This window comes from Streptomyces sp. NPDC058045 (assembly GCF_042885635.1).
Classification (GTDB): domain Bacteria; phylum Actinomycetota; class Actinomycetes; order Streptomycetales; family Streptomycetaceae; genus Streptomyces.
Genome location: NZ_JBHVRR010000001.1, coordinates 39,120 through 64,671 on the forward strand (window position 1 = coordinate 39,120; position 25,552 = coordinate 64,671).

Annotated in this window: 24 protein-coding genes and 1 pseudogene; 10 read left to right on the forward strand and 15 right to left on the reverse strand. The window is 72.1% G+C overall.

The window, feature by feature from the left end; genetic code table 11:
• Positions 1-17: 17 nt before the first annotated feature.
• Positions 18-1,025, reverse strand: coding sequence for a hypothetical protein (locus ACFVST_RS00210; RefSeq protein ID WP_390145237.1), 1,008 nt, complete (start codon positions 1,023-1,025; stop codon positions 18-20).
• Between the two features lie 97 nt (positions 1,026-1,122).
• Complete coding sequence (locus ACFVST_RS00215; protein WP_390145239.1) at positions 1,123-2,394, reverse strand: glycosyltransferase family 4 protein; 1,272 nt, start codon at positions 2,392-2,394, stop codon at positions 1,123-1,125.
• A 201-nt stretch (positions 2,395-2,595) separates the two neighbouring features.
• Between ACFVST_RS00215 and ACFVST_RS00220 the strand changes: the two genes are divergently transcribed.
• Both ACFVST_RS00220 and ACFVST_RS00225 read left to right on the forward strand, forming a co-directional pair.
• Entirely contained in the window at positions 2,596-2,988 is a 393-nt protein-coding gene (locus ACFVST_RS00220) for a BlaI/MecI/CopY family transcriptional regulator (RefSeq protein ID WP_390145241.1), read from the forward strand.
• 16 nt (positions 2,989-3,004) lie between these two features.
• Positions 3,005-3,946 (forward strand): M56 family metallopeptidase, encoded by a 942-nt coding sequence (locus ACFVST_RS00225; RefSeq protein ID WP_390145242.1) that lies wholly within the window; start codon positions 3,005-3,007, stop codon positions 3,944-3,946.
• Between the two features lie 8 nt (positions 3,947-3,954).
• Here ACFVST_RS00225 and ACFVST_RS00230 read toward each other — a convergent pair whose 3' ends face one another.
• From ACFVST_RS00230 to ACFVST_RS00245, 4 genes and pseudogenes are all read right to left on the reverse strand, one after another.
• A complete protein-coding gene (locus ACFVST_RS00230; protein ID WP_390145244.1) occupies positions 3,955-5,118 on the reverse strand; it encodes an MFS transporter in 1,164 nt (387 codons plus the stop codon).
• Positions 5,115-5,681 (reverse strand): Chromate resistance protein ChrB, encoded by a 567-nt coding sequence (locus ACFVST_RS00235; protein WP_390145246.1) that lies wholly within the window; start codon positions 5,679-5,681, stop codon positions 5,115-5,117. Before ACFVST_RS00235 ends, ACFVST_RS00230 begins: the two co-directional genes overlap by 4 nt.
• Before the next feature lie 93 nt (positions 5,682-5,774).
• Entirely contained in the window at positions 5,775-6,842 is a 1,068-nt protein-coding gene (locus ACFVST_RS00240) for a DUF2993 domain-containing protein (protein WP_390145247.1), read from the reverse strand.
• Between the two features lie 124 nt (positions 6,843-6,966).
• A pseudogene (locus ACFVST_RS00245) lies at positions 6,967-7,206 on the reverse strand (aldo/keto reductase); the annotation flags it as partial.
• A 224-nt stretch (positions 7,207-7,430) separates the two neighbouring features.
• On the opposite strand from ACFVST_RS00245, the gene ACFVST_RS00250 reads away from it, so the two are divergent.
• Positions 7,431-7,961 (forward strand): RidA family protein, encoded by a 531-nt coding sequence (locus ACFVST_RS00250; protein WP_390145249.1) that lies wholly within the window; start codon positions 7,431-7,433, stop codon positions 7,959-7,961.
• An 81-nt stretch (positions 7,962-8,042) separates the two neighbouring features.
• On the forward strand, positions 8,043-9,464 hold the full coding sequence (locus ACFVST_RS00255) for an aminotransferase class V-fold PLP-dependent enzyme (RefSeq protein WP_390145251.1): 1,422 nt from the start codon (positions 8,043-8,045) through the stop codon (positions 9,462-9,464).
• A gap of 67 nt (positions 9,465-9,531) precedes the next feature.
• On the opposite strand, the gene ACFVST_RS00260 is transcribed toward ACFVST_RS00255, so the two are convergent.
• From ACFVST_RS00260 to ACFVST_RS00270, 3 genes are read right to left on the reverse strand one after another with little or no spacing between them, the layout of a single operon-like run.
• On the reverse strand, positions 9,532-9,786 hold the full coding sequence (locus ACFVST_RS00260; RefSeq protein ID WP_390145253.1) for a hypothetical protein: 255 nt from the start codon (positions 9,784-9,786) through the stop codon (positions 9,532-9,534).
• Complete coding sequence (locus ACFVST_RS00265) at positions 9,773-10,390, reverse strand: RNA polymerase sigma factor (RefSeq protein ID WP_390145255.1); 618 nt, start codon at positions 10,388-10,390, stop codon at positions 9,773-9,775. Before ACFVST_RS00265 ends, ACFVST_RS00260 begins: the two co-directional genes overlap by 14 nt.
• On the reverse strand, positions 10,387-11,934 hold the full coding sequence (locus tag ACFVST_RS00270; protein WP_390145257.1) for a sodium:solute symporter: 1,548 nt from the start codon (positions 11,932-11,934) through the stop codon (positions 10,387-10,389). Before ACFVST_RS00270 ends, ACFVST_RS00265 begins: the two co-directional genes overlap by 4 nt.
• Positions 11,935-12,568: 634 nt before the next feature.
• Here ACFVST_RS00270 and ACFVST_RS00275 point away from each other — a divergent pair.
• Positions 12,569-12,949, forward strand: coding sequence for a fic family toxin-antitoxin system, toxin component (locus ACFVST_RS00275; RefSeq protein WP_390145259.1), 381 nt, complete (start codon positions 12,569-12,571; stop codon positions 12,947-12,949).
• Positions 12,950-12,960: 11 nt separating this feature from the next.
• Here ACFVST_RS00275 and ACFVST_RS00280 read toward each other — a convergent pair whose 3' ends face one another.
• Positions 12,961-13,659: a VWA domain-containing protein gene (locus ACFVST_RS00280; protein ID WP_390145261.1), complete on the reverse strand. Its 699-nt coding sequence runs from the start codon at positions 13,657-13,659 to the stop codon at positions 12,961-12,963.
• A gap of 314 nt (positions 13,660-13,973) precedes the next feature.
• Here ACFVST_RS00280 and ACFVST_RS00285 point away from each other — a divergent pair, with 314 nt between their 5' ends.
• Together ACFVST_RS00285 and ACFVST_RS00290 are read left to right on the forward strand one after the other, a co-directional pair.
• On the forward strand, positions 13,974-14,636 hold the full coding sequence (locus ACFVST_RS00285; protein WP_390145263.1) for a nucleoside/nucleotide kinase family protein: 663 nt from the start codon (positions 13,974-13,976) through the stop codon (positions 14,634-14,636).
• Positions 14,637-14,695: 59 nt separating this feature from the next.
• A complete protein-coding gene (locus ACFVST_RS00290; protein ID WP_390145265.1) occupies positions 14,696-15,349 on the forward strand; it encodes a maleylpyruvate isomerase N-terminal domain-containing protein in 654 nt (217 codons plus the stop codon).
• A 37-nt stretch (positions 15,350-15,386) separates the two neighbouring features.
• Here ACFVST_RS00290 and ACFVST_RS00295 read toward each other — a convergent pair whose 3' ends face one another.
• From ACFVST_RS00295 to ACFVST_RS00305, 3 genes are read right to left on the reverse strand one after another with little or no spacing between them, the layout of a single operon-like run.
• Entirely contained in the window at positions 15,387-16,175 is a 789-nt protein-coding gene (locus ACFVST_RS00295; protein WP_390145267.1) for a succinate dehydrogenase/fumarate reductase iron-sulfur subunit, read from the reverse strand.
• Entirely contained in the window at positions 16,172-18,199 is a 2,028-nt protein-coding gene (locus ACFVST_RS00300; protein ID WP_390145269.1) for a fumarate reductase/succinate dehydrogenase flavoprotein subunit, read from the reverse strand. Before ACFVST_RS00300 ends, ACFVST_RS00295 begins: the two co-directional genes overlap by 4 nt.
• Positions 18,187-18,894 carry a succinate dehydrogenase gene (locus ACFVST_RS00305; protein WP_390145271.1) on the reverse strand — a complete coding sequence of 236 codons (708 nt, stop codon included), beginning with the start codon at positions 18,892-18,894 and terminating at the stop codon, positions 18,187-18,189. Before ACFVST_RS00305 ends, ACFVST_RS00300 begins: the two co-directional genes overlap by 13 nt.
• Positions 18,895-18,989: 95 nt before the next feature.
• On the opposite strand from ACFVST_RS00305, the gene ACFVST_RS00310 reads away from it, so the two are divergent.
• Positions 18,990-19,880 carry a LysR family transcriptional regulator gene (locus ACFVST_RS00310; protein ID WP_390145272.1) on the forward strand — a complete coding sequence of 297 codons (891 nt, stop codon included), beginning with the start codon at positions 18,990-18,992 and terminating at the stop codon, positions 19,878-19,880.
• A gap of 31 nt (positions 19,881-19,911) precedes the next feature.
• On the opposite strand, the gene ACFVST_RS00315 is transcribed toward ACFVST_RS00310, so the two are convergent.
• Both ACFVST_RS00315 and ACFVST_RS00320 read right to left on the reverse strand, forming a co-directional pair.
• A complete protein-coding gene (locus ACFVST_RS00315; protein WP_390145274.1) occupies positions 19,912-22,047 on the reverse strand; it encodes a putative bifunctional diguanylate cyclase/phosphodiesterase in 2,136 nt (711 codons plus the stop codon).
• Positions 22,044-22,856, reverse strand: coding sequence for an SAM-dependent methyltransferase (locus tag ACFVST_RS00320; protein WP_390145276.1), 813 nt, complete (start codon positions 22,854-22,856; stop codon positions 22,044-22,046). The genes ACFVST_RS00315 and ACFVST_RS00320 overlap by 4 nt, the downstream gene beginning before the upstream one ends.
• Positions 22,857-24,035: 1,179 nt before the next feature.
• On the opposite strand from ACFVST_RS00320, the gene ACFVST_RS00325 reads away from it, so the two are divergent.
• A complete protein-coding gene (locus ACFVST_RS00325) occupies positions 24,036-24,797 on the forward strand; it encodes a hypothetical protein (RefSeq protein WP_390145278.1) in 762 nt (253 codons plus the stop codon).
• 236 nt (positions 24,798-25,033) lie between these two features.
• Positions 25,034-25,546 (forward strand): hypothetical protein, encoded by a 513-nt coding sequence (locus ACFVST_RS00330; protein ID WP_390145280.1) that lies wholly within the window; start codon positions 25,034-25,036, stop codon positions 25,544-25,546.
• The last annotated feature ends 6 nt before the right edge of the window (positions 25,547-25,552 follow it).

A 25,552-nucleotide genomic window follows, 5' to 3' on the forward strand; every position in this document is an offset into this window, starting at 1 on the left:
CGCCGCCCCCTCCCCCGTCACGAAGCCCGCGGAAAAGTGGTGGCGGGGCCGATGGCGGTCGGGCCGAAGCGGTGGCGGGCGCGGTCCATGGCGGCCTCGGCGCGGAGCCGGGCGTCACGGGCCGGGTCCAGGGAGATCTGCTCGGCGGTGTGCTCGGCCGCCAGCAGGTCCTCGGCGCGCAGCACGATGGCGGTGAGCCGGCCGCGTTGCAGTCCGGCGGCGTCCATGGCCCGGTAGGCGCCGGTGCGCAGATCGTCCTCGTGCGCGGAGGGCTCGGGCAGGCGCACTGTCTTCTCCCATCCGGTGCCGCCCGCGAAGTCCAGCCGGAGGGTGAGGGCCTGGGCTTTCTGCCGGCGGTCGCGCAGCAGGCGGCCGAGCCGTACCACCAGGCCGAGCAGGGCGGCCCTGGTGCTGGCGCCGTCGAGTCGCTGGCCGTCGAAGCGGTGCCGGACGCTCGCCCGGGGCGGCAGGCGCCGGGGGACGACGGGGCGGGGGTCGACGCCGTGCGCCCGGTCGGCGAGCAGCCGCCCGGTCCGGCCGCCGAGGATGCGCTGCACGGTGGCCGGGGGCGCGGCGGCGAGCGCGCCCACCGTGTGCAGCCCGTACTCGGCGAGTGCGGTGGCGTGGCGCGGGCCGCAGCCGTGCAGGGCCTCGACGGGGAGCGGGCCGAGGAAGCCGGGGACCTGTCCGGGGCTGACGGCGAGCACTCCGCCGGGGTGGGGTGCCCGCGCGGAGGCGGTGGCGGCCACCGTGACGGTCGGGCCGACGCCGATCCGCAGGTCGGTGCCGAGGCGGACCAGGGCGCGCAGCCTCACGATCTCGGCGAGCCGCTCGGGGGCGGTGCCGAAGTAGCGGGCGGCGCCGCGTAGTTCGACCAGCGCGGCTCGGGGCGGCAGCGCCTGTACAACGGACGAGAACTCGCTCAGCAGCTCCAGCACCGCACGGTACCCGTCGGCCCGCAGCCCCTCCGGGCAGCGGATGTGGACGATGCTCGCCCGGTGCGCGGGGAGCGGTTCGGTGGTCATGGCGGCGCCTCCTCGCCTCCACGTTACCGAACACGTATTCGAACACGCGAACCGGAAACCGCGCGAACCGGAAAACCACCCGCCCCAGCCCGACCGCCTACGAGGCCCTGTGCCGCAACCGGCGGGGCAAGCTCGACACGAGAGGCAGAAGGGGACGGAACGCGGCGGGCACCCTCCGCCTCAACCGACCGCGCCAGACGGCTCGTTGGCGGGTCCAGGCGCGGGTGCGGCGGGTCGCGGCGAGGTCGGCGAAGAGGGCTTCGCAGTTCTGGGCGACGAGCTCGGGGTCGTAGCGGCGGGCGGCGGTCCGTGCGGCCTCTCCCATCCGGCGGCGGGCGGCGTCGTCGGCGATCAGGTCGAGCAGGACGGCGGTGAGGGCCGCCCGGTCGCCGACCGGGACCAGTCGTCCGTCGACGCCGTCGCGGATGATCTCGGCGGGGCCGAGCGGGCAGTCGGCGCTCACCACGGGGACACCGCAGCGCATCGCCTCGACCAGGGTCATCCCGAACGACTCGGCCTCGGAGGCGCTCACCACCAGGGACGCCTGGGCGAATTCGGCCTCGATCGGGGAGGCCACGCCCATCAGGTGCGCCCGGCCGGCCAGACCGTGCTCGTCCATGAGGCACTGGAGGCGTTCCTTGTCGGTGCCGGCGCCGTAGATGCGCAGCCGCCAGTCCGGGTGTTCGGCCGCGACCTCGGTGAACGACTCGATCAGCAGGTCGAAGCGTTTGGCGCGGACCAGCCGTCCGGCGGCGGCGATCACCTTCGCCTCACCGTCGGCGGGCGCCACACGAGGTTCGGGGACGCTGTTGGGGACGGCCTGGACGCGCACGCCGGGCAGGCGCATCCGGGCCCGGTAGACGGCGGCGTCCGCCTCGGTGGTGGTGGTCACCGCGTCCAACGTCCGGTAGTGGGGGGCCAGTTGGGCGCGCAACTGCTTGCTGTGGCTGTTGTGGGTGAGGTGTTCCTGGGCGATGCGCAGGGCGCGATGCGGGGCGAAGCGAGCCAGGTAGACGTTGACGCCGGGGCGGGTGCCGAGGATGACGTCGGCGTCGCAGTCGCGCAGATACCCCTCGGCGCGCAGGTCGGTCAGGCGGTTGTACTGGCGGTAGCGCTTCTCGGCGGTGGGGAACGCTTCGGACGGCTGGTGCAGCAGGGGGTCGCCGGTGTCGGCGGACTCCTTGCGCAGATCGACCAGCGGCACGACCCGTACTCGCTCGTCGATCGCGAACTGGGGGCGGGCGCGGTGGCGCAGCATCGACACGATCGTCACCTCGTGGCGTTCGGCGAGGGCCGAGGCGAGGTTGAGCGTGGTGCGGATGGTGCCGCCTATGCCGTAGACGTTGTGGATGAGAAAGGTGATTTTCATGCGGTCTGCCGTGGCGTCTCGTTCTCGGTGGCGGTCGCGGACTCGGTCATGCGCTCCGGGGGTCCTTTCCTGCCGTGCGCCGATGCCGACCGGGGGTTGCCGGTCGGGGGTGGGCGCATGGCACACTCGACCACGGCGGCATTTACACCGCTGTAGAAGTTCTACACGACTGTAGAAGATGAATGAGGGAACGCCAAACCCATGAGTGCACCCGGCCAGGACAAACCCACCCCCAAGCGGGCCAACGGAGAACGCGAGGCGGAGATCCTGGCGCTGCTGCACCAGGCCGGCGAGCCGCTGATCCCCCGCGAGGTCGCCGAGCGGCTCACCGGCGGGCCCACGTACAGCACCGTGGTGACGATCCTGACCCGCATGTACGACAAGGAGCTGCTCACCCGCACCCCCCGCGGCCGGGCCTACGCCTACGCCCCCGCCACCGACGAGGACGGGTTCGCGGCCCGGCGGATGCGCGGCGCCCTGGAGGAGCGGCCCGACCGCCGGGCCGTCCTCAGCCGCTTCGTCGACGAACTGTCCACCACGGACGAGGAGTTGCTGCGGCGGCTGCTCGGCCCCACCGACGGCCCCGGCCGGTAGGCACCGGGACCCCGCCATGCTCTACGCCGTCTATCTGCCGCTGCTGCTGCCGCTGCTCGCCACCTGGGGTGCGCGGCTGCTCGCCACACGCTGCGAACCCCGGCTCGCCACCTGGCTGCTGACCCTGTCCTCGGTGGTCCTGGGCGCGGCCAGCACCCTGTGCCTGGGGCTGCTCGCGGCCACCGCGGTGATCCGAATCCCGCTCTTCGCGCAGCTCGGCCACTGGTCGGCGCGGTCCGCGCAGCTAGACGACCCGACCGAGCTGTCCGTCGCGCTGCTCGCCGCACTGCTGGTGGGCGGCGCGGCACTCGCGGGGATGCGGATGGTGGCGCGCCGGACCCGGGCGATCGTCGCGGCCGCCGTGGAAGCGGCGTGTATGCCGGCGCACAACGGTCTGGTCGTGGTCGAGGACGCCGCCCCCGACGCCTTCGCCGTGCCAGGACTGCCCGGCCGCATCGTCGTCTCCACCGGGATGCTGGACACACTCGAAGCGGGCGAGCACGACATCCTGCTCGCCCACGAACGTGCCCATCTGGCCGCCCAGCACCATCTGTTCGTCGCCTTCGCCCAGCTCGGCGCCACCGTCAACCCGTTCCTGCGTCCGCTCGCCACCACGGTGACGTACACCATCGAACGCTGGGCCGACGAGCGTGCCGCCGAGACCACCGGCGACCGCACCTGCGTCGCGCGGGCCGTCGGCAAGGCCGCGCTCGCCACCCGGCACACCCCGGCCCGCACCCCCGGCGCCACCCTGGGCGTCCTCGGCCCGCGCCGCCGGAACCCGCTCGCCGCCGCCGGCCCGGTGCCGCGCCGCGTCGCCGCCCTGCTCGCCCCGCCCCTCACCCGCCACCCGGGCCTGACCCTCGCCACCGGCGCCGTCCTGGCCGCCACCACCTGGGCGAGCGCCGAGGCCGTGCACGACCTGCACCTCCTGCTGACCGCGGTCGGCGCCGGATAGCCGTCGGCTCACCGGGCCGCCCGACGCACGGCCAGTACCGGGACCAGGAGTACGGTCACCACGGCGAGGGCAGCGTAGCCCCAGGTCAGGGTGGCAGCGGCGGCGATCGAGGCGACGAGCAGCGGGCCGCCCGCGTCGCCCAGTTCGCGCCCCAGCTCGGCGGTGCCCATGGTCTGGCCCAGGCGTTCCGGCGGTGTCGCCGAGGCCAGCGCGGCGAAGCCCAGCGGTGTGATCAGGCCCGTGCCGCACCCGATCAGCACCGCGGCCACCAGCACTCCGCCCAGGCCGGGCAGCATCGCCGCGGCCACCCCGCAGCCGGTGATCAGCAGCCCGGCCGCGATCCCGGTACCCGCCCGCAACCGCCCCGCGTCCAGGGCGCGCCCCGCCCACGGCTGGGTGACTGCGGCGCACAGCGCCAGCACGGACACGGCCGCACCGGTGGCGACGGGCGGCAGCTCGGCCGCCGCACCGGACAGCGGCAGGAAGCCGACGCCGACCGAGAGCGCGGCGGTCGCGGCGGCCAGCGCGGCGACCGGCCGTACGAACGCCGCGTCGGTCAGCCGCCGCACCAGCCCGAGCACCGTCTGCCGGGACTTCGGCAGCGGCGGCACCGCGGGCACGGCCACCGCCGCCCACCCGGCCACCACCGCGGCGAGCGCCGCCAGCACGGTGAACAGCAGTGCCAGTCCCCCGGCCCAGACGAGTACCCCGCCGAGAAGCGGGCCCGCGGTGTAGCCGATGCTCTTGTAGAAGCCGTAACTCCCGTACGCGCGCCCGTGTTTGGCGGCCGGATTGAGCCGGGCCACCAGCGCGGAGGCGGCCGGGGAGAACGCCGAGGCCGCCGCCCCCTGCCCGAGCCGTGCGGCCCACAGCCACCCCGGGTCCCGGACCACGGCGAACACGGCGGAGGCGGCGGCGAATCCGATCAGGCCGCCGAGCAGCACCGGCCTGGCGCCCACCTTGTCGGCCAGGGTGCCGAACACCGGCTTGAGGATCACCTCGGCCCCGTCGTACAGGGCGAGGAGGACGCCGAGGTAGAGCACCGACCGCATCAGTTCGTGGTCGCCGGCGCCGAGGTTGGCGGCGATGCCGTGGGCGCCGAAGGCGGTGGTGAACCCGGCCGCGTACAGCGGCCACATCACCCGCGCCGGCGCCGTCGTCGGCTCGCTCATGGGGTGTCCCCCTCGCCGAAGGCGTGCAGGCGGGCGAAGACCAGCTCGCCGTACTCCTCGAACCGGCGGGCGCAGCGGGCCAGTTCGCGCTCCGCCTCCGGGGCGCCCGGCGCACCGAAGACGTCCCGGGCCTTGAGGTCGCGGTGCCAGCGGCGCAACCGCTCCAGGGACTGCTCCTCCTCTTCCAGCTCGGCCAGGGTGAACTTCTCCCGGCGGATCTCCTGGTCCAGCTCCGCGGCGTACTTGCCGCAGTCGGCGAGGAACGCCGTCCAGTCCTCCTCGCGGGCCGCGGTGAACATCGCCTGGAACCGCTCGGCGTCCCCCGGCCCGCGCCCCGACGCCCGCAGCACCACCGCCTCACCCCCGGCCCGCCCGGTCAGCGAGACGGCACGATCCAGCCCGTCGGCGAAGACGGGCACCTCGGGCGCCGCCCACACCCCCTGCCCCAGCGACAGCGCCCCCGCCTTGCGCAACTCCCGCCACACGGCCACCCGATGCCGGGACGGCCGCGCCGGCAGCCGCACGATGAGGACCACCCACCGCGTGACAGATTCACCACTCACCCCGTGAAAGTAACACGTGTTACATGTCCGGTGCTGCCGTGAAGTGTGCGTGACCAGCGCCGCGAGGAGCACCACCACCTGCCGGTGGGCGGCTCAGGGGCGGACCGGTACGTCGTCCCCCGTCAGCTCGGCGTGGATGCCGCGCTTGGTGATGGAGAGGTCGGAGAGGTGGAGTTCGGGCGGGACCTCGGGGGGTAGTTCGGCGGAGAACTCCATGGCCTCGGCCACCTTGGGCTTCTCGGTGCCGCGCAGGCCGCGGACCAGCTTGGGGTCGATACCGGCGGGCTTCAGCAGGGCGGGGTGGTCGATGAGTGCGTCCAGGGCGCGGCCCTTGAGCATCCGGCCCGGTCGCAGCCGCTGGCCGGTGGTCTGCTGGAAGTCGTTCTCGTCCATCTTCCCGGCCGCGGGCGCGGCCAGTTGGAGCCCGCCGCCCTTGCCGGGGGTGTAGGTCAGCAGGTCGGGGACGACGAGGCGGGTGTCGGCGACGGTGAGGGCGACACCGCGGTCGCCGACCCGGCGGACATGGGCCCGGGACTGCACGTCGACCCGGGTGCCGGCCACCGGCAGCCCGCCGTGCGCACGGATGGTGTTCCGCTCCGGGCCGGGCTCCAACGTGACCTGGGAGGCGCCGACTTCACGGTTCAGATCGTCGAAGTCGAGATACACGTCACCGCGTACCCGGCCCAGGTCCGCGCCCTCCACCGAGCTGGGCAGGCTGCCGACGATGCTGATGTCGTCCACGGTGGCCTGCACCTGGCCGACGGAGACCGGTCCCGCGGGCACATGGGGGATGTTGACCTGGACCTGGTCCAGGCTCCCGGTGGCGATCTGGGCGACGAACGGGAAGCTGTCGATGTGCACTTCGGGCTCGGCACGCAGCTTGAGGGCCTTCTGCACCTGCTCGGCGGCGAGGTTCTCCGCGTAGAGCACGGCCCAGCGGTCGGCGATGGCCAGGAAGGCCGTCACCACGGCCAGCGCGGCGACCGTCCTGGCGGTTCTGCGCAGCACCTTTCTGCGGGTGGAGCGGGAGTCGCGCGGCGCGGCCGGGGCCTCGGTGTCCGGTGCCGCCGGGCGGTCGGTCTCCGTCTCGGCCGGTGCTCCCGCCGCGGTCTGCGCGGGTATCTCTGCCGTCCCGTACGACGGCGTCACGTTCTCGTTCACCGGCCCACTCGAACATATTCCGGCGGCGTGATCCAAGTCGCGGGCCGCGGTGCGGGCATCCCACCCGGTGCGCGGCCGGTCCCTCCGCGGGAGCGGCCGGCCGTGCGGCACTTCCTGTGCCCGGTCAGGCGGAGGCCGCGGTGAGGTGGGCCAACTCCGCTTCGGTCAGCCGTAGTTCGGCCACCTTCAGCAGGGCCGGCAACTGCTCCACGGTGCGCGCGGAGGCGATCGGTGCCACCACCGTCGGCTGGGCGGCGAGCCAGGCCAGGGCGACGGTGGCCTGCTCCGCGCCGTGGGCCGCGGCGACCTCGTCGAGGGCGGTCAGCACCCGGCGGCCGCGCTCGGTCTCCAGATGGTCGCCGGCCCGCTGATCGGACGGGGCCCAGTTTCTGTACGGAACTCATGCCCCTGGTCAACAACCCGGCCGCGGCGGTGATTCCGCCCGGCGGCCGCCGTCCGGAAAAGCCGTGCGGGTCTTTTTCCGCTTGCGGTAAACCAAGCCGCCGCCGTCCGCAACAAACAAACACCGCACCAGATAGGAAACGCCGGCGTGCAGGCGTGCGGTCGACGTTCGGGAGGACAGCCGTAATGACAGCGCACCACTCCCCATTCCACCCACCGCCCGAGGACAGGTCCGGTCGGCGCCGTATGCGCCGCGGGTTGGTCGCGCTCGGGGCGGCCGTACTGCTGGTCGGCGGGATCGGTGGGGCTTCCGCCGTGTCCGACCAGGGTGGCGGGCGGCACCGGGCCATCAGTACCCCGGAGGCTCCGGCCGCGATCGGGCCGTACTCACAGGGGATCTCCGCAGGTCAACTTACTTTCGTGTCAGGGCAGTTGCCGATCGATCCCAAGATCGGGAAGATCCCCGCCGATTCCTCCATCGAGGACCAGGCGCGGCAGGCGATGCGCAATGTGCAGGCGGTGCTGCGGGCCGACGGTATGTCGCTGCGGCACATCACCAGCACCACCGTCTATGTGGCCGACCTCAATGACTTCGCCCGCTTCAACGCGGTCTACGCCGAGTTCTTTGAATCCGATCCGCCCGCGCGGGCCACCGTGCAGGTGGCGCGGTTGCCGCAGGACGCCAAGGTCGAGATCTCCGCCATCGCCGTCCGCTGAGACATCGGCGAACTCACTCAGCGAACTCACTCAGCGAACTCACTCAGCGAAGTCACTCAAGGAACAGAAACGGAAAGGGACATGGCCGTGCCAAGACTGCACACCCGTGGAAAGGCCGGGGTTTCCCGGCGCGGATTCGTCGGACTGGTGGGCGCCGGAGCGGCGACCGCCGGCATCGGAGCGGCCGGGGTGTCCCCGGCGGCGGCCGCGACCGGCAGCGGGCCGACCTCCGGCACTCTGCCGCCGCCCAACTCCAGCGCCTACTGGGACGCCGTGCGGCGGCTGTTCACCATCGACAAGGACCTCCTGTTCATGAACGTCGGCACCGTCGGCTCCCCGCCGCGCGAGGTGCTGGACGCCATCGACAAGAAGTACCGGGAGGTGTCCGCCGGAGCGCTGTCCGCGTACAGCAACTTCCTCGACGAGCGGAAGGCGGCCGGGCGTGCCTTCGGGTGCGACGCGGACGAGGTGGTCATCTCGCACAACACCAGTGACGGGATGTCGAAGATCGTCGCCGGGCTCGGTCTGAAGGCGGGCGACGAGATCCTCACCACCAACCATGAGCACGGTGGCGGCATCGTGCCCATGTCGATGGCCAGGGACCGGCACGGGATCGTCATCAAGAAGGTCGAACTGCCGGTCGGCAACCGCCAACGGGCCGAGGACTACGTGGAGTTGTTCCGCGCGGCCATCACCAAGCGGACCAAGGTGCTGCTGTTCTCCGCGCCCACCTACAAGACGGGCACCATGCTGCCCATCGCGATGCTGGCGAAGCTCGCCCAGGACCACGGTCTGACCAGCGTCGTCGACGGGGCGCACATCCCCGGCATGATGAACTACAACTTCCATGAGCTGGGGGTGGACTTCCTCGCCGGTTCGGCCGCCAAGTGGCAGTGCGGGCCCGGCGGTACCGGCATCCTCTACATCCGCAACAAGGTCATCAACCGCTACAACCCCAACCCGCTGCCGGAGTTCTGGCCGGTGGTGTCCAGCGCTTACCCCGCCGAGGGCGGTGTGCCGCCGCGGGCGACCGGGCCGAAGGAGAGCTACGACATCGCCGCGCAGCTCCAGTCGGTGGGCAACGGCAGCTTCGCCGCCATGGCGGGTGTGTCCAAGGTCTTCGAGGTCTGGGACCGTATCGGCCGGGACCGGATCCAGGAGCATGTGCTGGACCTCTCCGCCTATCTGAAGGACCTGATAGTGGAGCGCTGGGGGGTCAACTCGCTGTACTCGCCGAAGGACGACCCCAGGCTGGTGTGCGGCCTGACCTCCTTCGCGCCGTTCAGCAACCCGGCCGACGTGTACGACGGCGCCAAGGCGACGGCGTATGTGGCGCGGCTCAAGGACGAGCACGGGCTGGTGATCCGCACCAGTGACTTCCCGGTGATCGGCTCGTCCCGCAACCACCAGGTGGTCCGGGTCTCCACCCACCTGTTCCACCAGCGCAAGGACGTGGACCGGGCCGTGGACGCGATGTGGAAGGTCTCCCGCGCGATGGCCTGACCCACCGGCACGGTACGGGGCCGGGACCGCGGACGATCTCCGCGGCCCCGGCCCCCGCCGTGCCCGCTCAGGGCTGGACGACCACGTCGATCTGCTCCTTGCCCGGCGGACGGTCCGGCTCGGTACGGGAGTTGAGCGCCCAGAGGCCCACCACGTCGGCCGCCGCCACGATCAGCACCGCCAGCACCAGCATGACCAGCCGCCGGCGCCGGTCCCGGCGCTGCCACTCGGTGCGCGCCCTGGCGTAGGTGTCCGGGGACGGCACCACCGTCGACGCCAGCGAGTCGAGGGTGTCGCGGAGCCGGGTCTCAGGGTCGTCCACACTCATCTGTCCCGCCAGGTCCCCCGGGGGTCTCCATGGCCCGGGCCAGTGCCTGCATACCGCGGGAGACATGGGATTTCACCGCACCGGCACTGATGCCCATCGCCTCCGCTATCTCCCTCTCCTTGAGGTCCATCCAGTAGCGCAGCACCAGTGCCTCCCGCTGCCGCGCCGGCAGGTTCTTCAGTGCGCCGACCACCTGCCGCTGGTCCTCGTGCAGCAGCGCGGTGGCTTCGGCGGAGGCGATCGGCGCCGCCTCCACGTGCGTATGGCGCCGCAGCAACTGGAGCCGCCGTATCCGCATCCGCACCAGATTGCACACCACGGACCGAAGGTACGCGGGTGCCGACTCGCTGGCCCGGAGCCGGTACCAGCGGCTGTGCAGCACACAGAACGCCTCCGCCACCACATCCTCCGCGTCCTGCTCGGCGCCCAACAGCACGGCCAGGCGGACCAGTTGGGCATGGTGCCCGTCGAAGAGACGGATCATCGCCGACTCCCGTTCCACATCGCGCAGATCGACGCCTGGTTCCGCGGCGGGGCCGGCCGGGGCGGTGCGGGGGGTCGGCCTGCTGACGGCGGGCCGGGTGGTCCGTCTGCTCACGAGGACGCCGCCTCTCTGCCGCGTCCCGCTCCCGCCGGCAGCAGCACCCCGGCGAGCCCGCGCGGCACTCCGAGCCGGTCCAGCAGCGGGCCCGCCACCGCGACCGCCGCCAGATTGACGGCGAGGCCCACCACCCCCGCGTACAGCGGGATGTGGCCGAACGGCAGCCGTACCAGCGGGGCGAAGCCGCCGTGGCTGACCAGGGCGGTACCGGCGACCATGCCGAGGAGCCAGCCGGCGAGCAGCGCGAGGCGGTGCGGGGCGCGGTGCAGCAGGCCGAGGGCGATGGCGGGCAGGATCTGCAACACCCATACGGCGCCCAGCAGATGGAGGTTGATGGCGGCCTGGTCGTGCAGCCCGAGGGCGAAGGCCAGCGCACCGATCTTCACCACCAGCGACATCAGCCGCGCCATCCGGGTCACCTGTGCCTCGGTGGCCGTGGGGTTGACGAACTCCAGGTACACATTGCGGGCGAAGAGGGTCGCGGCGCCGATGGACATCACCGCGGCCGGTACCAGCGCCGCCACCACGAAGGCCCCCAGCAGCAGGCCCGCCGCCCAGCCGGGGGCGAGGTCCAGGACGAGCAGCGGGATAGCGCGCTCGCTGCGGCCCGGGGGCGGCCGTACCCCGGCCGCGAGTGCCGCCAGCCCGAAGAGCGCGAAGGCACCGAGCATCGCGGTCCAGCCGTGCAGGGTGACGGAGGTGCGGCGCAGTACGTCACCGCTGCGGGCGGCGAAGGCGGTGAGCAGGACGTGCGGGAAGGCGAAGAGGGCGAGCGCCGAGCCGACGGCCAGGGAGGCGTAGGCGGGCGCCAGTGCGGGGTCGGGGACCAGGGCCGAGGTGGTCCCGGTGGATTCCAGCGCGGCGCCGGCGCGGTGGAAGAGGTCCGCCGGGCTGCCGGTCCTGCTGAGGACGAGCCAGCCGAGGGCGATCGTCGAGCCGACCACCAGCACCGCCTTGACGACGGAGACGGCGGTCGGGGCGCGCAGCCCGTAGCGGTAGGTGGAGACGGCGAGTACCGCGAACACGGCGGTGAGCGCCAAGTCGCCCGCCATGCCGTCCTGTTTGAGGCCCAGCACGCCGAGTACTGCCCGCAGACCGAGGAGTTGGAGGGCGAGGTAGGGCATGGTGGCGAAGATCCCGGTGAGCGCCACGGCCAGGGCGAGCAGCGGTGAGCCGTAGCGGACCCGGATGAAGTCGGCGACGGTGATGTGCCCGTGGGCGCGCGCGGTCGCCGCCAGCCGGGGCAGCAGCACGAAGGCGACGGCGCAGACCACGGTGGTGTAGGGCAGGGCGTAGAAGCCGATACCGCCGGAGGTGAAGACGGCGCCCGGGACGGCGGTGAAGGTGTACGCGGTGTAGATGGTGCCGCCGAGGAGGCACCAGACGAGTCCGCTGCCGTGCCTGCGGTCGGCCAGGGCCCAGTCCTCCAGATCCGCCCTGGCCCCGGTGCGGCGCGGCCCCCTGCGGGCGCCGGTCAGCGCGATGGCCGAGGCGAGGAGTACGACGGTCGCGCAGGTGATCACGGGGGCGAGGTTGTCCATGGCTCCTCCACACTTGATGCCGTCCGTCATCCATCCGTTCGGTGCCGGTACGTCCCGCGCTTGAGGGCAGCGGTCAGCACCGTTCGAGGGGGGTGGAAAAAACCGGCCGCCGCGGTAAACCCTCGTGGGGTCGTCCGCAACTACCCGGTACGGCCCCCGTGCCGGGGAGGCCGCTGCCGGGCCGGTGAGGCGTCTTCAGTGCGGTCAGCGTGGACCGTTGAGGAGTGAACCACGCATTGCGTGGCTTGAACAGACCGGTGGCGCCGGGAGGTTCGCACGCACTCGGGGCGGACTGGCCTGGGAGCGCCGCCGGTTGGCCTTCCCCGGACCCAAGCGGTCTTGGCGCGCGGTCAGTTGACCGCACCCGGGCGATACAGCACCGGCCGTCCCCGACCGACCCGCGCATTCCGCCCGCGCTCCGGGGCTCCCTCCGGCGGCATCCGTATCTCTCGGCCTGGGCCGGGTTCGCCGGCATCACGGCCTACTTCACCTGCGAGAGGCGTCTGATACCAGGCGCCGCCGGGTACCGGGCCGACCGGGCGTGGTACCACGGGTACCATGTCGAGTCCGATGGCCGGGATCGTCAACTCCCTGGCCACGGACCGGCATCCGGACACAGACAAGGGCGCGCCGAGTGAACCATCCCGAGCCCCGCCGACTCGACGTGCCGTTCCTGCTGCACGCCGCCGAGCTGCTCCAGGGCGACCCGCAGGTCGACGACTACGGGCTGCTCTACGCGGCGGTCGCCCGGGTCAACGCCCACGCCCTGGGCCGCGATGTCTACGGCTCGCCCCACCTCAAGGCCGCCGCACTCCTCCACCACCTGGTACGGCTGCCCGCGCTGGAACACTCCAACTCGGCCTTCGCCTGGCACAGTTGCGAGGCCTATCTGTCCCTCCAGGGCCTGCGGTTGCGCTATCCGCCACAGGACGCGGTGGCCCTGGTCCACGACGCGGCCGAGGCGGCACTCGGAGTCCCCGGGATCGCCCGCCGACTCCGCACCTGGACCACCTGACCCAGGTCAACTCACCGCAGGATCCCGGCCGTTCGCGCCGCCCGCAGCCAGTCGGGGAACTCGTTCATCAGCGCGTCGTACAGCTCCGCGTCGGACAGCTCGCTCGGCTTGCGGCCCGCGGCGAAGAAACCGGCGTTGTCCACCACACGCCGCTGCGGCACCGCCAGTTCGTCCAGTTTCCGCAGGAAGTCGAAGCGGTCCCGGCCGAAGCCGACGAACTGCCAGAACATCGGCAGCCCGGCCGCCTTGCACAGCATCTGCTCCGCGGCCCGGCGGGAGTCCGGCGAGCCGTCCGTCTGGAACACCACGAACGCCGGGTCCGCCGCCTCGCTGTCCAGGTAGTGGGTGATGACCTCGTCCATCGCGGCGGCGTAGTTGGTGGTGCCCATCCTGCCGAAGGACTTGTGCAGGGCGGCTATCCGGCCCTGGTAGGCGTCGAGTTGGAGGTCCACCGGCTCATAGGCGTCGGTGTCGAAGAAGACCACAGGCACCACACCGTCGTCGTCGAGATTCGCGGAGAGGCCGAGGGTCTGCTCGGCCAGGTGCTGCACACTGCCATTGCGGTAGAACTTGCTCATACTCAAGGAGCGGTCGAGCACCAGGTAGACCGCGGCCCGCTGCCCGCTCAGGCCCCGCTTCTCCAAGCTGACTGCGGCGGTCTTCACCAGGGACACAAGCCCCTCGGGCACCTTGTCGAGGCTGATGGCCATGATCATGTCTCCTTCGCCCGGCGCGCCCTCCGGTACAGGCTGCCCTGCGCCCACCGTACGTTTCCGGCCACGCGACGGGACGGCCGGGTGACCGCGATGAGTTACCGGGATCCGTTTTGTCTGCACTGGAGGATGGGACACGGCCTGCACGCATGTGCTCGACTTCGCGCCCAGGGCACCGCTGCCGCAGCCGTGGGGCACGCCCGTTCACCTCGGCGAGGACCCCCGCTCATCGACCGGATCGCCGCCGCCACCGGCCGCCGCCCCTGACCCGCACCGCACACATCTCACATCACCTGAGCCGAAGGGACCAGATGACCTCTCCCCTCACCCCGGACGAACTGGTGGAACGCGCCCGTGGGTTGGCGGATGCCGCGGAACGGGAGGGTGGTCGCCGCATCCTCGGTATCGCCGGTCCGCCCGGCGCCGGCAAGTCCACCCTGGCCGCGCATCTCACCGCCGCCCTGGGCCCGCGGGCGGCGCTCGTACCGATGGACGGGCACCATCTCGCCGACGCGGTACTGCGCGCGCACGGCAGCCTGGGCCGCAAGGGCGCGCCGGACACCTTCGACGCCCATGGCTACGCCGCGCTGCTGCACCGGCTGCGCACCCCGCACCCGGGCGAGACCGTCTACGCGCCCGCCTTCGACCGGGAGGTGGAGCAGCCCGTCGCCGGTTCGCTGCCCGTCTCCCCCGGCACCCCGCTCATCGTCACCGAGGGCAACTACCTGCTGCTCGACGAGGAACCGTGGCCGATGCTGCGTCCCCTCCTGGACGAGGTGTGGTGGGTCGAGCTGCCCGACGCCGAGCGGGTGCGGCGGCTGATCGCCCGCCACGAGCGGTTCGGCAAGCCGCCCGGTGAGGCCCGCGGTTTTGTACTGCGTTCCGACGAGGCCAATGCGCGCCGGGTCGCCCCGGGACGTCAACTCGCCGATCTCGTCGTGGAGTTCGAGCCCGGCCCGGCACCCGCACCGTGATAGGCGGTGCGCGGAGATCGCGGTCGCGGGCGGGAGCGGGGGGCTGTTAGCTTGCACGGGTGAATCCCTTCTCCCGTTCCTGGAACGCGCTGCTCTCCGCGGTGGCCGAGCTGTCCGACGAGGACTTCGGGCGGCCCTCCGGATGCGCCGGATGGCTGGTGCGCGACCTGGTGTGCCATCTGGTGATCGACGCCCAGGACGTCCTCATCACCCTCGCCACCCCCGCGGACACCGCACCCACCCGGGACGCCGTGTCGTACTGGCAGATCGTGCCGGAGCCCACCGGGGAGGATCCGCTGGACGCGCTGACGGTGCGGCTGGCGGCGGCGTATCAGGATCCGCGGCTGCTGCTGTTCCATCTGGACGATGTCGGTTCGGCCGCGGGCCGGGCCGCCGGTCTGGCCGATCCCGCCGCGCCGGTCAGCACCCAGGACCAGGTGCTCACCGCGGGCGACTACCTCACCGCGTATGTACTGGAGTGCACCCTGCACCACCTCGACCTCCAGGCCCAACTGCCGAAGGTGCCGCCGCCGCCCGCCGAAGGGCTGGGCCGGTCAAGGGAGTTGCTGGAGGCGATCGCCGGGGCGCCCTTCCCGGCCGCGTTCTCCGACCGGGACGCCCTGCTACTCGGCACCGGCCGCCGCACCCCCGACCCGGAGCAGGCGGCCGGGCTCCGGACGATGGGCGCCCAAGTGCCGTTCTCCATCGGCTGATCGGCGAACCTTTTCGACCGGCTGCTGCCAACTGCCCTTATCGGGCGACGGACTTGCGGGTGGCGCGGAGCCATTCGCGGTTCATACCGGTGATGGACATCAGAGGGATGCCCTTGGGGCAGGCGGTGGCGCATTCCCCGGTGAGGGTGCAGCCGCCGAAGCCCTCGGCGTCCATCTGCTCCACCATGTCGAGCACCCTGGTCTCCCGTTCCGGCGCGCCCTGCGGCAGGACGTTCAGGTGGTTGACCTTGGCGGAGGTGAAGAGCATCGCGGCGCCGTTGGGGCAGGCGGCGACGCAGGCACCGCATCCGATGCACTCGGCGTGCTCGAAGGCCAGCTCGGCGTCCGGCTTGGGTACCGCGGTGGCGTGCGCCTCGGGTGCGGAGCCGGTGGGCGCGGTGATGTAGCCGCCGGCCTGGATGATGCGGTCGAAGGCGGAGCGGTCCACCACCAGGTCCTTGACGACGGGGAAGGCCCCCGCGCGCCAGGGCTCGATGTCGATGGTGTCGCCGTCCCGGAAGGACCGCATATGGAGTTGGCAGGTGGTGGTGCCTCCCCCAGCTCTCGAATCCGCTTGAGCAGGGGACACCCCATTCGGGCCGTGCGCCTCGCCGTTGATGACGAGCGAGCAGGCGCCGCAGATGCCCTCCCGGCAGTCGTGGTCGAAGGCGACCGGGTCCTCGCCGCTGAGGATGAGTTGCTCGTTGAGGGTGTCCAGCATCTCCAGGAAGGACATGTCGGAGGAGATCCCGTCCACCCGGTAGGTGGACATGGCGCCTTCGCCGGCGGCGTCGCGCTGCCGCCAGATGCGCAGGGTGAGCTTCATGCGTAGCTCCGCTGGGTGGGGTGGACGTACTCGAAGACCAGGTCTTCCCGGTGCAGGACGGGCGGTGTGCCGGTGCCGGTGAACTCCCAGGCGGCGGCGTAGGAGAAGTCCTCGTCGCGGCGGGCCGCCTCGCCGTCCGGGGTCTGGGACTCCTCGCGGAAGTGGCCGCCGCAGGACTCGGTGCGGTGCAGGGCGTCCAGGCACATCAGCTCGGCGAGTTCCAGGTAGTCGACGATGCGGTTGGCCTTCTCCAGCGACTGGTTGAACTCCTCGCCGGTGCCGGGGACTTTGACGCGCCGCCAGAACTCGGCGCGGATCTCCGGAATCCGGTCGAGTGCCACGCGCAGTCCCGCCTCGTTGCGTGCCATCCCGCAGAACTCCCACATCAGTTCCCCGAGTTCACGGTGGAAGGAGTCCGGGGTACGGTCCCCGGCGACGGCCAGCAGGAGGTGCAGCCGCTCCTCCGTCTCGGCCAACAGCTCCTGTACGGCGGGGTGTTCGGCGTCGACGGGGTCGAGGTGGGGGTGGCGGGCCAGATAGTCGTTGAGGGTGGCGGGCAGGACGAAGTAGCCGTCGGCGAGGCCCTGCATCAGGGCGGAGGCGCCGAGGCGGTTGGCCCCGTGGTCGGAGAAGTTGGCCTCGCCGATGGCGAACAGGCCGGGGACGGTGGTCTGGAGGTCGTAGTCGACCCAGAGTCCGCCCATGGTGTAGTGCACGGCGGGGTAGATCCGCATCGGCACCCGGTACGGGTCCTGCGCGGTGATCCGCTGGTACATCTCGAAGAGGTTGCCGTACCGCTCGGCCACCTTCTCGCGTCCCAACCGGGCGATGGCGTCGGCGAAGTCGAGGTAGACGCCCTGGCCGCCGGGGCCGACGCCGCGGCCCTCGTCGCAGACGTTCTTGGCGGCGCGGGAGGCGATGTCACGGGGCACCAGATTGCCGAAGGCCGGGTAGATCCGCTCCAGGTAGTAGTCCCGCTCGTCCTCGGGGATCTCGTGGGCGGGCCGGTCGTCGCCCACCCGTCGCCCACCACCACCCTCAGCGGAGTCGCTGTGCTCCGAAGCACGTCCTCCGGCCTTGGGCACCCAGATACGGCCGTCGTTGCGCAGCGACTCGCTCATCAGGGTCAGCTTGGACTGGTGGTCGCCGGTGCGCGGGATGCAGGTGGGGTGGATCTGGGTGAAGCAGGGGTTGGCGAAGAGGGCGCCCTTGCGGTGGGCGCGCCAGACGGCGGTGGCGTTGGAGTTCATCGCGTTGGTGGACAGGTAGAAGACATTGCCGTAGCCGCCGGTGGCGAGGACCACCGCGTCCGCGAAGTGGGTGTCGATACGGCCGGTGACCAGGTCGCGGGCGACGATGCCGCGGGCCCGGCCGTCGATGACGATCAGGTCCAACATCTCGGTGCGCGGGTGGAGTTGGAGGCTGCCGGCGGCGATCTGCCGGGACATCGCCTGGTAGGCGCCGAGCAGTAGTTGCTGCCCGGTCTGGCCGCGGGCGTAGAAGGTGCGGGAGACCTGGACGCCGCCGAAGGAGCGGGTGTCGAGGAGGCCGCCGTACTCGCGGGCGAAGGGCACACCCTGGGCTACGCACTGGTCGATGATCTCGACGGAGATCTGCGCGAGGCGGTGCACATTGGACTCGCGGGCGCGGAAGTCGCCGCCCTTGACCGTGTCGTAGAAGAGGCGGTGTACGGAGTCGCCGTCGTTGCGGTAGTTCTTCGCGGCGTTGATGCCGCCCTGGGCGGCGATGGAGTGGGCGCGGCGCGGTGAGTCCTGGTAGCAGAACTGCACGACGTGGTAGCCCTGTTCGGCCAGGGTGGCGCCGGCCGAGCCGCCGGCGAGTCCGGTGCCGACGACGATGACGGTGTGCCCGCGCCGGTTCGCCGGATTGACCAGCCCGGCCTGGAAGCGGCGGGTGTCCCACCGGTCCTGGACGGGTCCGGTGGGCGCCTTGGTGTCGGCGACGGGTTCGCCGGTGGTGTAGTGCGGGTACGAGGTGTGCTCGGTCATGGTCAGCTCACCCATCCGGTCATGACGCCGACGGGGACGGCGACGAAGCCGAGCGTCAGCACCAGGGCCACCGTGTTCGCGAGGGTCTTGAGGGCGCGGTCCCGGGTGCGGCTGCCGGCGCCGAGGGTCTGGGCGGCGCTCCAGAAGCCGTGCCGGATGTGCAGTCCGAGGGCGAGCATCGCCACCAGGTAGATGGTGTCTCCGTACCAGGTGGAGAAGGTGTCCAGCACGTTCTGGTAGGGGTGGCCGGGCTGGAAGCCGCCGGAGTGGACGGTGCCGGTGGTGAGGTCCAGCAGATGCCAGACGGTGAACAGCCCGAGGATGACGCCGCCCCAGCGCATGGTGCGGGTGGCGTAGCTCGACCGCGGCCTGCGGTGTACGTAGCGGCTGGGGCGGGCGCGCAGGTCGAGGCGGCTGAGCTGGTAGGCGGTGGTGGCGTGCGCCACGACGGCGAGGACCAGCACCGCGCGGATCAGCCAGAGCGTCCACTCGTAGTGCAGGACCGGTTCGCCGAGGGTGCGCAGCCAGTGGGCGTAGCCGTCGAACTGGCCGGGCCCGAAGAAGATCTTCAGGTTCCCGAACATATGGGCCACCAGGTAGAGCAGCATGACGAGGCCGCTGACGGCCATCACCGTCTTCTTGCCGAGGGTGGACCGCCAGATGCCGCGCGTCCTGGACGGTCGTGGGTCCGTCCGCGTTGCCAGAGCCATGGGACAGGACGGTAGGGGGCGCCGGCCCGATCAGTCCAAGACATGGTCAAGCTGATTTCGATAGCTTTTGCCTATCGGGCGTCTACGCTGGCCCCATGCAGTTCCAGCAGCTCCAGTACTTTGTGGCGGTCGCCGAGACCCGGCACTTCACCCGCGCCGCCGAGCTGGTCCATGTCGCGCAGCCCAGCCTGTCCCAGCAGATCAGGTCGCTGGAGCACGAGTTGGGCGCCGAACTCTTCCGCCGGGCCCGGGGCAACATCACGCTCACCGACGCCGGGGAGGCCCTGCTTCCGCTGGCCCGCCGGATCCTCGCCGACGCGGACACCGCACGCCAGGAGGTGCAGGAGCTGGCGCAACTGCGGCGCGGCCGGGTCCGGTTGGGCGCCACCCCCAGCCTCTGCACCGGCCTCCTCCCCGACGTACTGCGCGCCTTCCACGACCGCTATCCGGGCATCCGGCTCCTGATCGAGGAGGGCGGTTCGCACGATCTGGTACGGGAGTTGGCCCGCGGTGCGCTCGATCTGGCGCTGGTGGTGCTGCCGCTGCCCACCCCGTCCCCCGCGCTGACCACGGTGGAGCTGCTGCGGGAGAAGCTGGTGGTGGTGTCCTCGCCGCACTCCCCCGCGCCGGGCCGCGGCGGCGCCGACCGCCCGGTCCGTATCAAGGACCTGGCCGGCGAGCGCCTGGTGATGTTCCGGCACGGCTACGACCTGCGCGAACTGACCGTCGCCGCCTGCCGCGCGGAGGGCTTCGAGCCGGACTTCGCGGTGGAGGGCGGCGAGATGGACGCGGTCCTCGGCTTCGTACGGGCCGGGCTCGGGGTGGCGGTGGTGCCGCACATGGTGGCGGTACGGTCCGCGCCCGGGCTGCGGGTCACCCCGCTCGCCCGGCCGGGGCTGCACCGCACCATCGCCCTGGCCCACCGCAGCGATGTGGCCCCGCCCAGGGCGGCCCGCGAACTCCAGCGGATGCTGCTGGACCGCTGAGCCGCCCCGGCCGGCGGGTTCGGGCGCGGGGTCAGCTCGTGGCGTCGGCCAGGGCGAGCTGGTGCAGCTTGTCCGGCGGGCCGGGACGCGCGTAGTACCAGCCCTGCGCCGTGTCGCAGCCCAGCCGGCGCAGTTGCGCGGCCTGCGCCCCGGTCTCCACGCCCTCCACCGTCACCGACAGATCGAGGCTGTGCGCCAGCGACACGATGCCCTCGACGATCTTCAGGTCGACCGGGTCGGCGGGGTACTGCTGCATTCCCTGGGTGAAGGAGCGGTCCAACTTCAGTACGCGGACCGGGAGTCGGCGCAGATTGGCGAGGTTGGAGTAGCCGGTGCCGAAGTCGTCCAGGGCGATGTCGACGCCCATCTCGGCGAGCCGGCACAGCGGCTTCAGCAGGTCGTCGTCGGCGCCGATCAGCGCGGACTCGGTGACCTCCAGACAGAGCGCGGACGGCGGCAGCCCCGACTCCTCCAGGATGTCCACCGTCTCCGCGACCAGCGCCGGGTGGGTGAGCTGGCACGGCGACAGATTGACGTTGATGCGCAACTCCCCGGCGTCCGCGTGGCGTTCCTGCCAGCGGCGGGCCTGCCGGACCGACTCGGCGAGCACCCAGCGGCCCAACGGCACGATCAGGCCGGTGTGTTCGGCGAGCGGGATGAACCGGTCGGGGCCGAGCACCCCGTGCTGCGGATGCGCCCACCGCACCAGCGCCTCCGCCCCCCGCACACTGCCGTCCCCGAGGTGCACCAGCGGCTGGTACTCGATGAAGAACTCACCGCGGTCCAGTGCGGCGGGCAGCGCGGTGGTGAGTCCGTGCCGGGTGATGGCGCGGGCGTCGGCTTCCGGATCGGCCAGCTCATAGCGGTTGCCGCCGGCCGACTTGGCCCGGTACATGGTGATGTCGGCGCTGCGCAGCACCTCCGCCGGACTGCGTTCCCCGGCCGGTCCCTCCACTATGCCGATGCTGCCGCGCACGGTCAGCTCCCGCCCCTCGATCCGCAGCGGCGAACCCAGAACTCCCATGATGCGGGCGGCGAGTTCGTCGACCTCGGTACGGGTGTCGCCGGCGGTGGTGAGCGCCACGAACTCGTCGCCGCCGAGCCGGGCCACCATCTCGCCGGGGGCGGTGGCGCAGGACTGGAGCCGGTCGGCGACCTCCACCAGCAGCCGGTCGCCGGCCGCGTGGCCGAGGCTGTCGTTGATGGTCTTGAAGCCGTCCAGGTCCAGATAGCAGAGGCCGAAGCGCTTGTCCTCGCCCGCGGCCAGGATCTTCTCCAGGCGTTCGAAGAAGAGGGTGCGGTTGGGGAGCCCGGTGAGCGCGTCGTGGGTGGCCTCGTAGCGCAGCCGGAGGTTGAGCAGGCGGCGCTCGGTGGTGTCCTCCATGAGGGCCAGTTGGTAGCGGGGTTCGCCGTCGGCGTCGCGCAGCAGGGAGACCGTCAGATTGGTCCACAGGACGGTGCCGTCGGGCCGGTGGAAGGCCTTCTCGGTGCGGTAGTGCTCGCGCTGGCCGCGTACCAGTTCCTCGTAGAGGCGCCATACCTGCGGGGCGTCCTCGGGGTGGGTCCACTGGGCGACGTTGGTGCCGCGGACGAGGTTCTCCGGGCCGCCGAACATCCGCACCAGCGCCTCGTTGGACTCCAGTACGGTGCCGTCCAGGTCGGCGATGCTGATGCCGATGGCGGCCTCCTCGAAGACCGCGCGGAAGCGGGCCTCGCTGGCGTGCAGTGCCTTGGCGACGGCACTGCGGGCGTCCAGCGCGGCCCTCGATATCGCCTCCTGCTCGGCACGGGTCCGCTCCCGCAGCGCCTCCGCGAAACCGGCGGCCACCGCGTGCTGGATCCGGGCCGAGCGGGCTCTGAGGTCCTCGCCGGGGCCGTCCCCGCCGCAGTACAGCACCAGATAGGCGTCGACCACGTCCAGGGTGCGGCTGAGCGCCTCCGGGTCGGTGCAGTGCACCTCGATCAGGGCCGCGCCGGTACGCCGGCCGGCCTCCGCGTCGAAGCTGCGGGCGAGCAGGGCGTCGCGCAACAGGCCTGCCAGCGGCAGCAGTTGCTGCTCGAACTCGGGCCGGGTCAGCGAGGTCGCGGTGACCGGGAAGATGGCGCGGCTCCAGATCGTGGCGAACCGCCGCAGTCTGTCCTGCGGGCCGTCCTGTTCCGTACTCACGGTTTGCGCCCGACGCCGACGAACCCGGAGTAGGCGAACGGGTCCTCGTCCTCGGGCGCGGTCTGCGGCCGCCAGAGCGGGATCGGCACCAGACCGGGCTCCACCATCTCGTATCCCTCGAAGAACCGCGCGATCTCGTCGGGCGAGCGCATGATCAGCGGATTGCGGATGTCCTCGTAGACGTCCACGGTGCCCGCGGCCTGCTCCGCCGACACCGGAATGCCCTCATAGGAGGCGTGCGTGACGATGAGGAGGCTGCCGGGCGCCAGCGCCTCCGTGAGCTCCGCGACCGCCCGGTGCGGGTCGTCGGCGTCCGCGACGAAGTGCAGGACGGCGATCAGCAGCAGCGCGACCGGGCGCTTCAGGTCCAGCAGCCGGGTCACCTCCTCGGAGGCCAGCAGGCACTGCGGTCGGCGCAGGTCGGCGCCGACGACACCGGCGTCGGGGTTGCCCTCCAGCACGGCCTGGCTGTGCGCCACGGCCACCGGGTCGTGGTCGACGTAGACGACGCGGGCGCCGGGTCTGGCCTCCTGCGCGATCTGGTGCACATTGCCGAAGGTGGGGATGCCGGAGCCGATGTCGAGGAACTGGTCGATGCCCTCGTCCACCGCGTACCGGACCGCGCGCCGCATGACCGCCCGGTTGGCCTGCATGACCTTCGGGAGGCCCGGCATGAACTCCATGGCCTTGCGGGCGGTCTCCCGGTCGACCTCGAAGTTGTGCGAACCGCCCAGGTAGTAGTCGTAGATGCGGGACACGCTGGGCACCGTGATGTCGATGCTCTGCGGGGCCCAGGCGGGCCGCTCCATCCAAGCCTCCAAGGCTTTGGCTCCGGTGTTCGACCAGAGGCTACTGATCGCCTGCCAACAGAGCGACCCCAAACGGAAATTGGCGGTCCGTTCTCGGTCACTGCCAGCGGCAAATGCCCTCCGTTGACGTGTTCCAAACCGCCTGAAAGCCCGTCGAAGCCTTTGAACACCGGTCGGTTCCCCACCAGTTGGCGACGCCGGAGCCCACCGCGGGCCACCGGACGCCCCCGGAACAGCGGTGAACCGGACCGGACGTCGAAGGTCCGTCAGGCCCAACTCGGGGCGGCCCGGACGACGTTACCCGCGCCCGACTGACGGGTGGCTATCGGGGGGCGCGGGTGTGAGGGACGGCGGGGGCGCGGGCGCCAAACCCGGGTGCGCCCGTTCCGCACGATCGGAGCATTCGCGGGCCGCCGTGGCTTGACCGCGCCCCGCGCCGACCAGACTCCCCGTCGTGATCCCGCAGCCGCCCCTCCTCCCCACCACCGCACCCGCGCCCAACCACCCACTCCCCAAAGGCAGTTCAGCTCACCCGCCGCCCCACCCACCGCCACGGACCCGGACCGTACGCGCCCTCGGGGCCGGGGCGTTGCTGACGCTGCTGGCCCTGGCGGGACCGGCCGCCACGGCACCCCAGCCCGCGGTGGCCGACGCCTGCGCGTACGCCGAGATCGGGGACTCCTTCTCGGTCGGCGTGGTGGTGGCGGTGTCCGGGGACGGCGGTCTGTGCAGTACGCCGCCGCCTCCCCGTCCGCCCCGTCCCACCCCTCCCCACCCGAAGCCGCCTCCCGCACCCACCCCTGAGCCCCCGCCACCCGAACCTCCCGCCCCGAAACCCCCGAAAACCCCGAAACCCCCGGCACCACCCGCCCCACCTGCCCAGCCCGCGCCACCGGCCGCACCCCGCCCCGCGCCACCACCACCGCCGCCGCCCCGCGCCCCGGCACCTTCACCGGACCCGACGCCCTCCCCTTCCCCCTCTTCCCCCTCGCCGAGCCGCTCCCCCAGTGCCCGCCCCGCGCCGGCCGCCGTCGCCTATCCCCGCTACCGGCCCCACCACCACCGGCGGGCCACCCACGGCCGGGCCTCACTGGTCACCCTGACCCTGCTGATCGCCGCGCCCGCGATCCTCGCCGTGGCCGCACTCCGCCCCCGCTGACCGATCGACCGGAGGTTCCCTTGTCGGAATGGCTTGTTCTCGCCCTCGCCATGGCCGCCGCCTGTGCCGTCGTCCTGGCGGTGACGGTGCTCAGACAGCGCCGTATCGGCGAGGACGAAGACCCCAGCGAGACTCCGGACGTCATCGAGTACATGACGATGATGATCGGCGTGGTGTACGCGATCGTGCTGGGTCTGGCGATCGCCGGGGTGTGGGAGGCACGCGCGGCCGCCCAGGACGACGTCCGCGCGGAGGCCCAGGCCCTGCATGAGATCCAGGAACGGGTCCGGGTCTATCCACCCGCCGTCCGTGACGGTATCCGCGCCGACGTCAACACCTATGTCGGACAGGTGGTGCACCGCGAGTGGCCGGCGATGGCGGAGCAGGGCACGCTCACCGACCGCGGCGGCGCCCTGCTGGCCCGGGTCCGGCACCGGGTGACCGACTACCGGCCGCGCACCGACTTCCAGGCCGAGGCGTATCAGCCGCTGCTGGACCAGGTCGCGGTGGCCGACGAGATGCGCGGCGCCCGTGCCGACGCGGCGGGCGCCACCATGCCGGGGGTGGTGTGGTTCGGGCTGCTGACCGGTGCGGCGGTCACCATCGGCATGGTGTTCACCTTGCAGATCCGGCGTACCGGGCGCGAGTTGCTGCTGTCCGGGCTGTTCTCGGCGCTGATCGCGTTCCTGCTGTTTCTGATCTGGGATCTGGACACGCCGTTCGCCCGCGGGCTCGCGGCCTCCAGCGAGCCCTTCACCTCGCTCTTCCCGCACCTGGGGTGACCCCGGCAGCGGCGTCCGGTCGCCCGGCCGGCGCACCGCTTTGACCCGTTCGCGCGACACCGCGCGCGGTGTGCGGCGCGCCTCCCTAGCGTTCCCGGCATGAGGTGCTGGCCCGTCCCCCGCGGAAGAGTTCCGCGAAAGCATCTCAGGGACCTGGAGGTTCACATGCGCGCGATACGCGTGGCCGCCGCCGCTCTGCTGAGTGCCGGCTCCCTCGCGCCCTCACCTCGGGGTGTGTGGCCGCGGCGTCCGCCCAGGGCAACGACCGCTTCGACGTCTCCGTCACCCCCACGACCATCGCCCCGGGCGGGCAGGTGACGCTCTCCGCCCGCGGGTGCAAGGGCGACACCAAGGTGTCCTCCGGGGTCTTCGACACCGTGGTCATCCGCCGCCACCAGAACACCACCACCGCCACCGTCGACTGGGACGCCAAACGCGGTGCGGTGTACGCGGTGATGTTCGCTTGCGACCGCGGCCCGACCCGTTCCGTGGACCTGACCATCACCGGCGGCCACGACGGAGGGCATGACGGGGGCCACGACGGAGGTCACGACAGGGGCCATGACGGAGGCCGCGACGACGGTCACCGGCAGCCGCACGAGCAGCAGCACGGGGTGCACGCCGGAGTCGGCGGCAGTCTCGGCGGGCTCAATCTGCGGGAGATCGGCCTCGGCACCCTTCTCATCGGCGGCGCCCTCGGCACCGCCTACCTCAAGACACGCCGCCGGGACGGCGAGGACGCCGCGTAGGCCCGC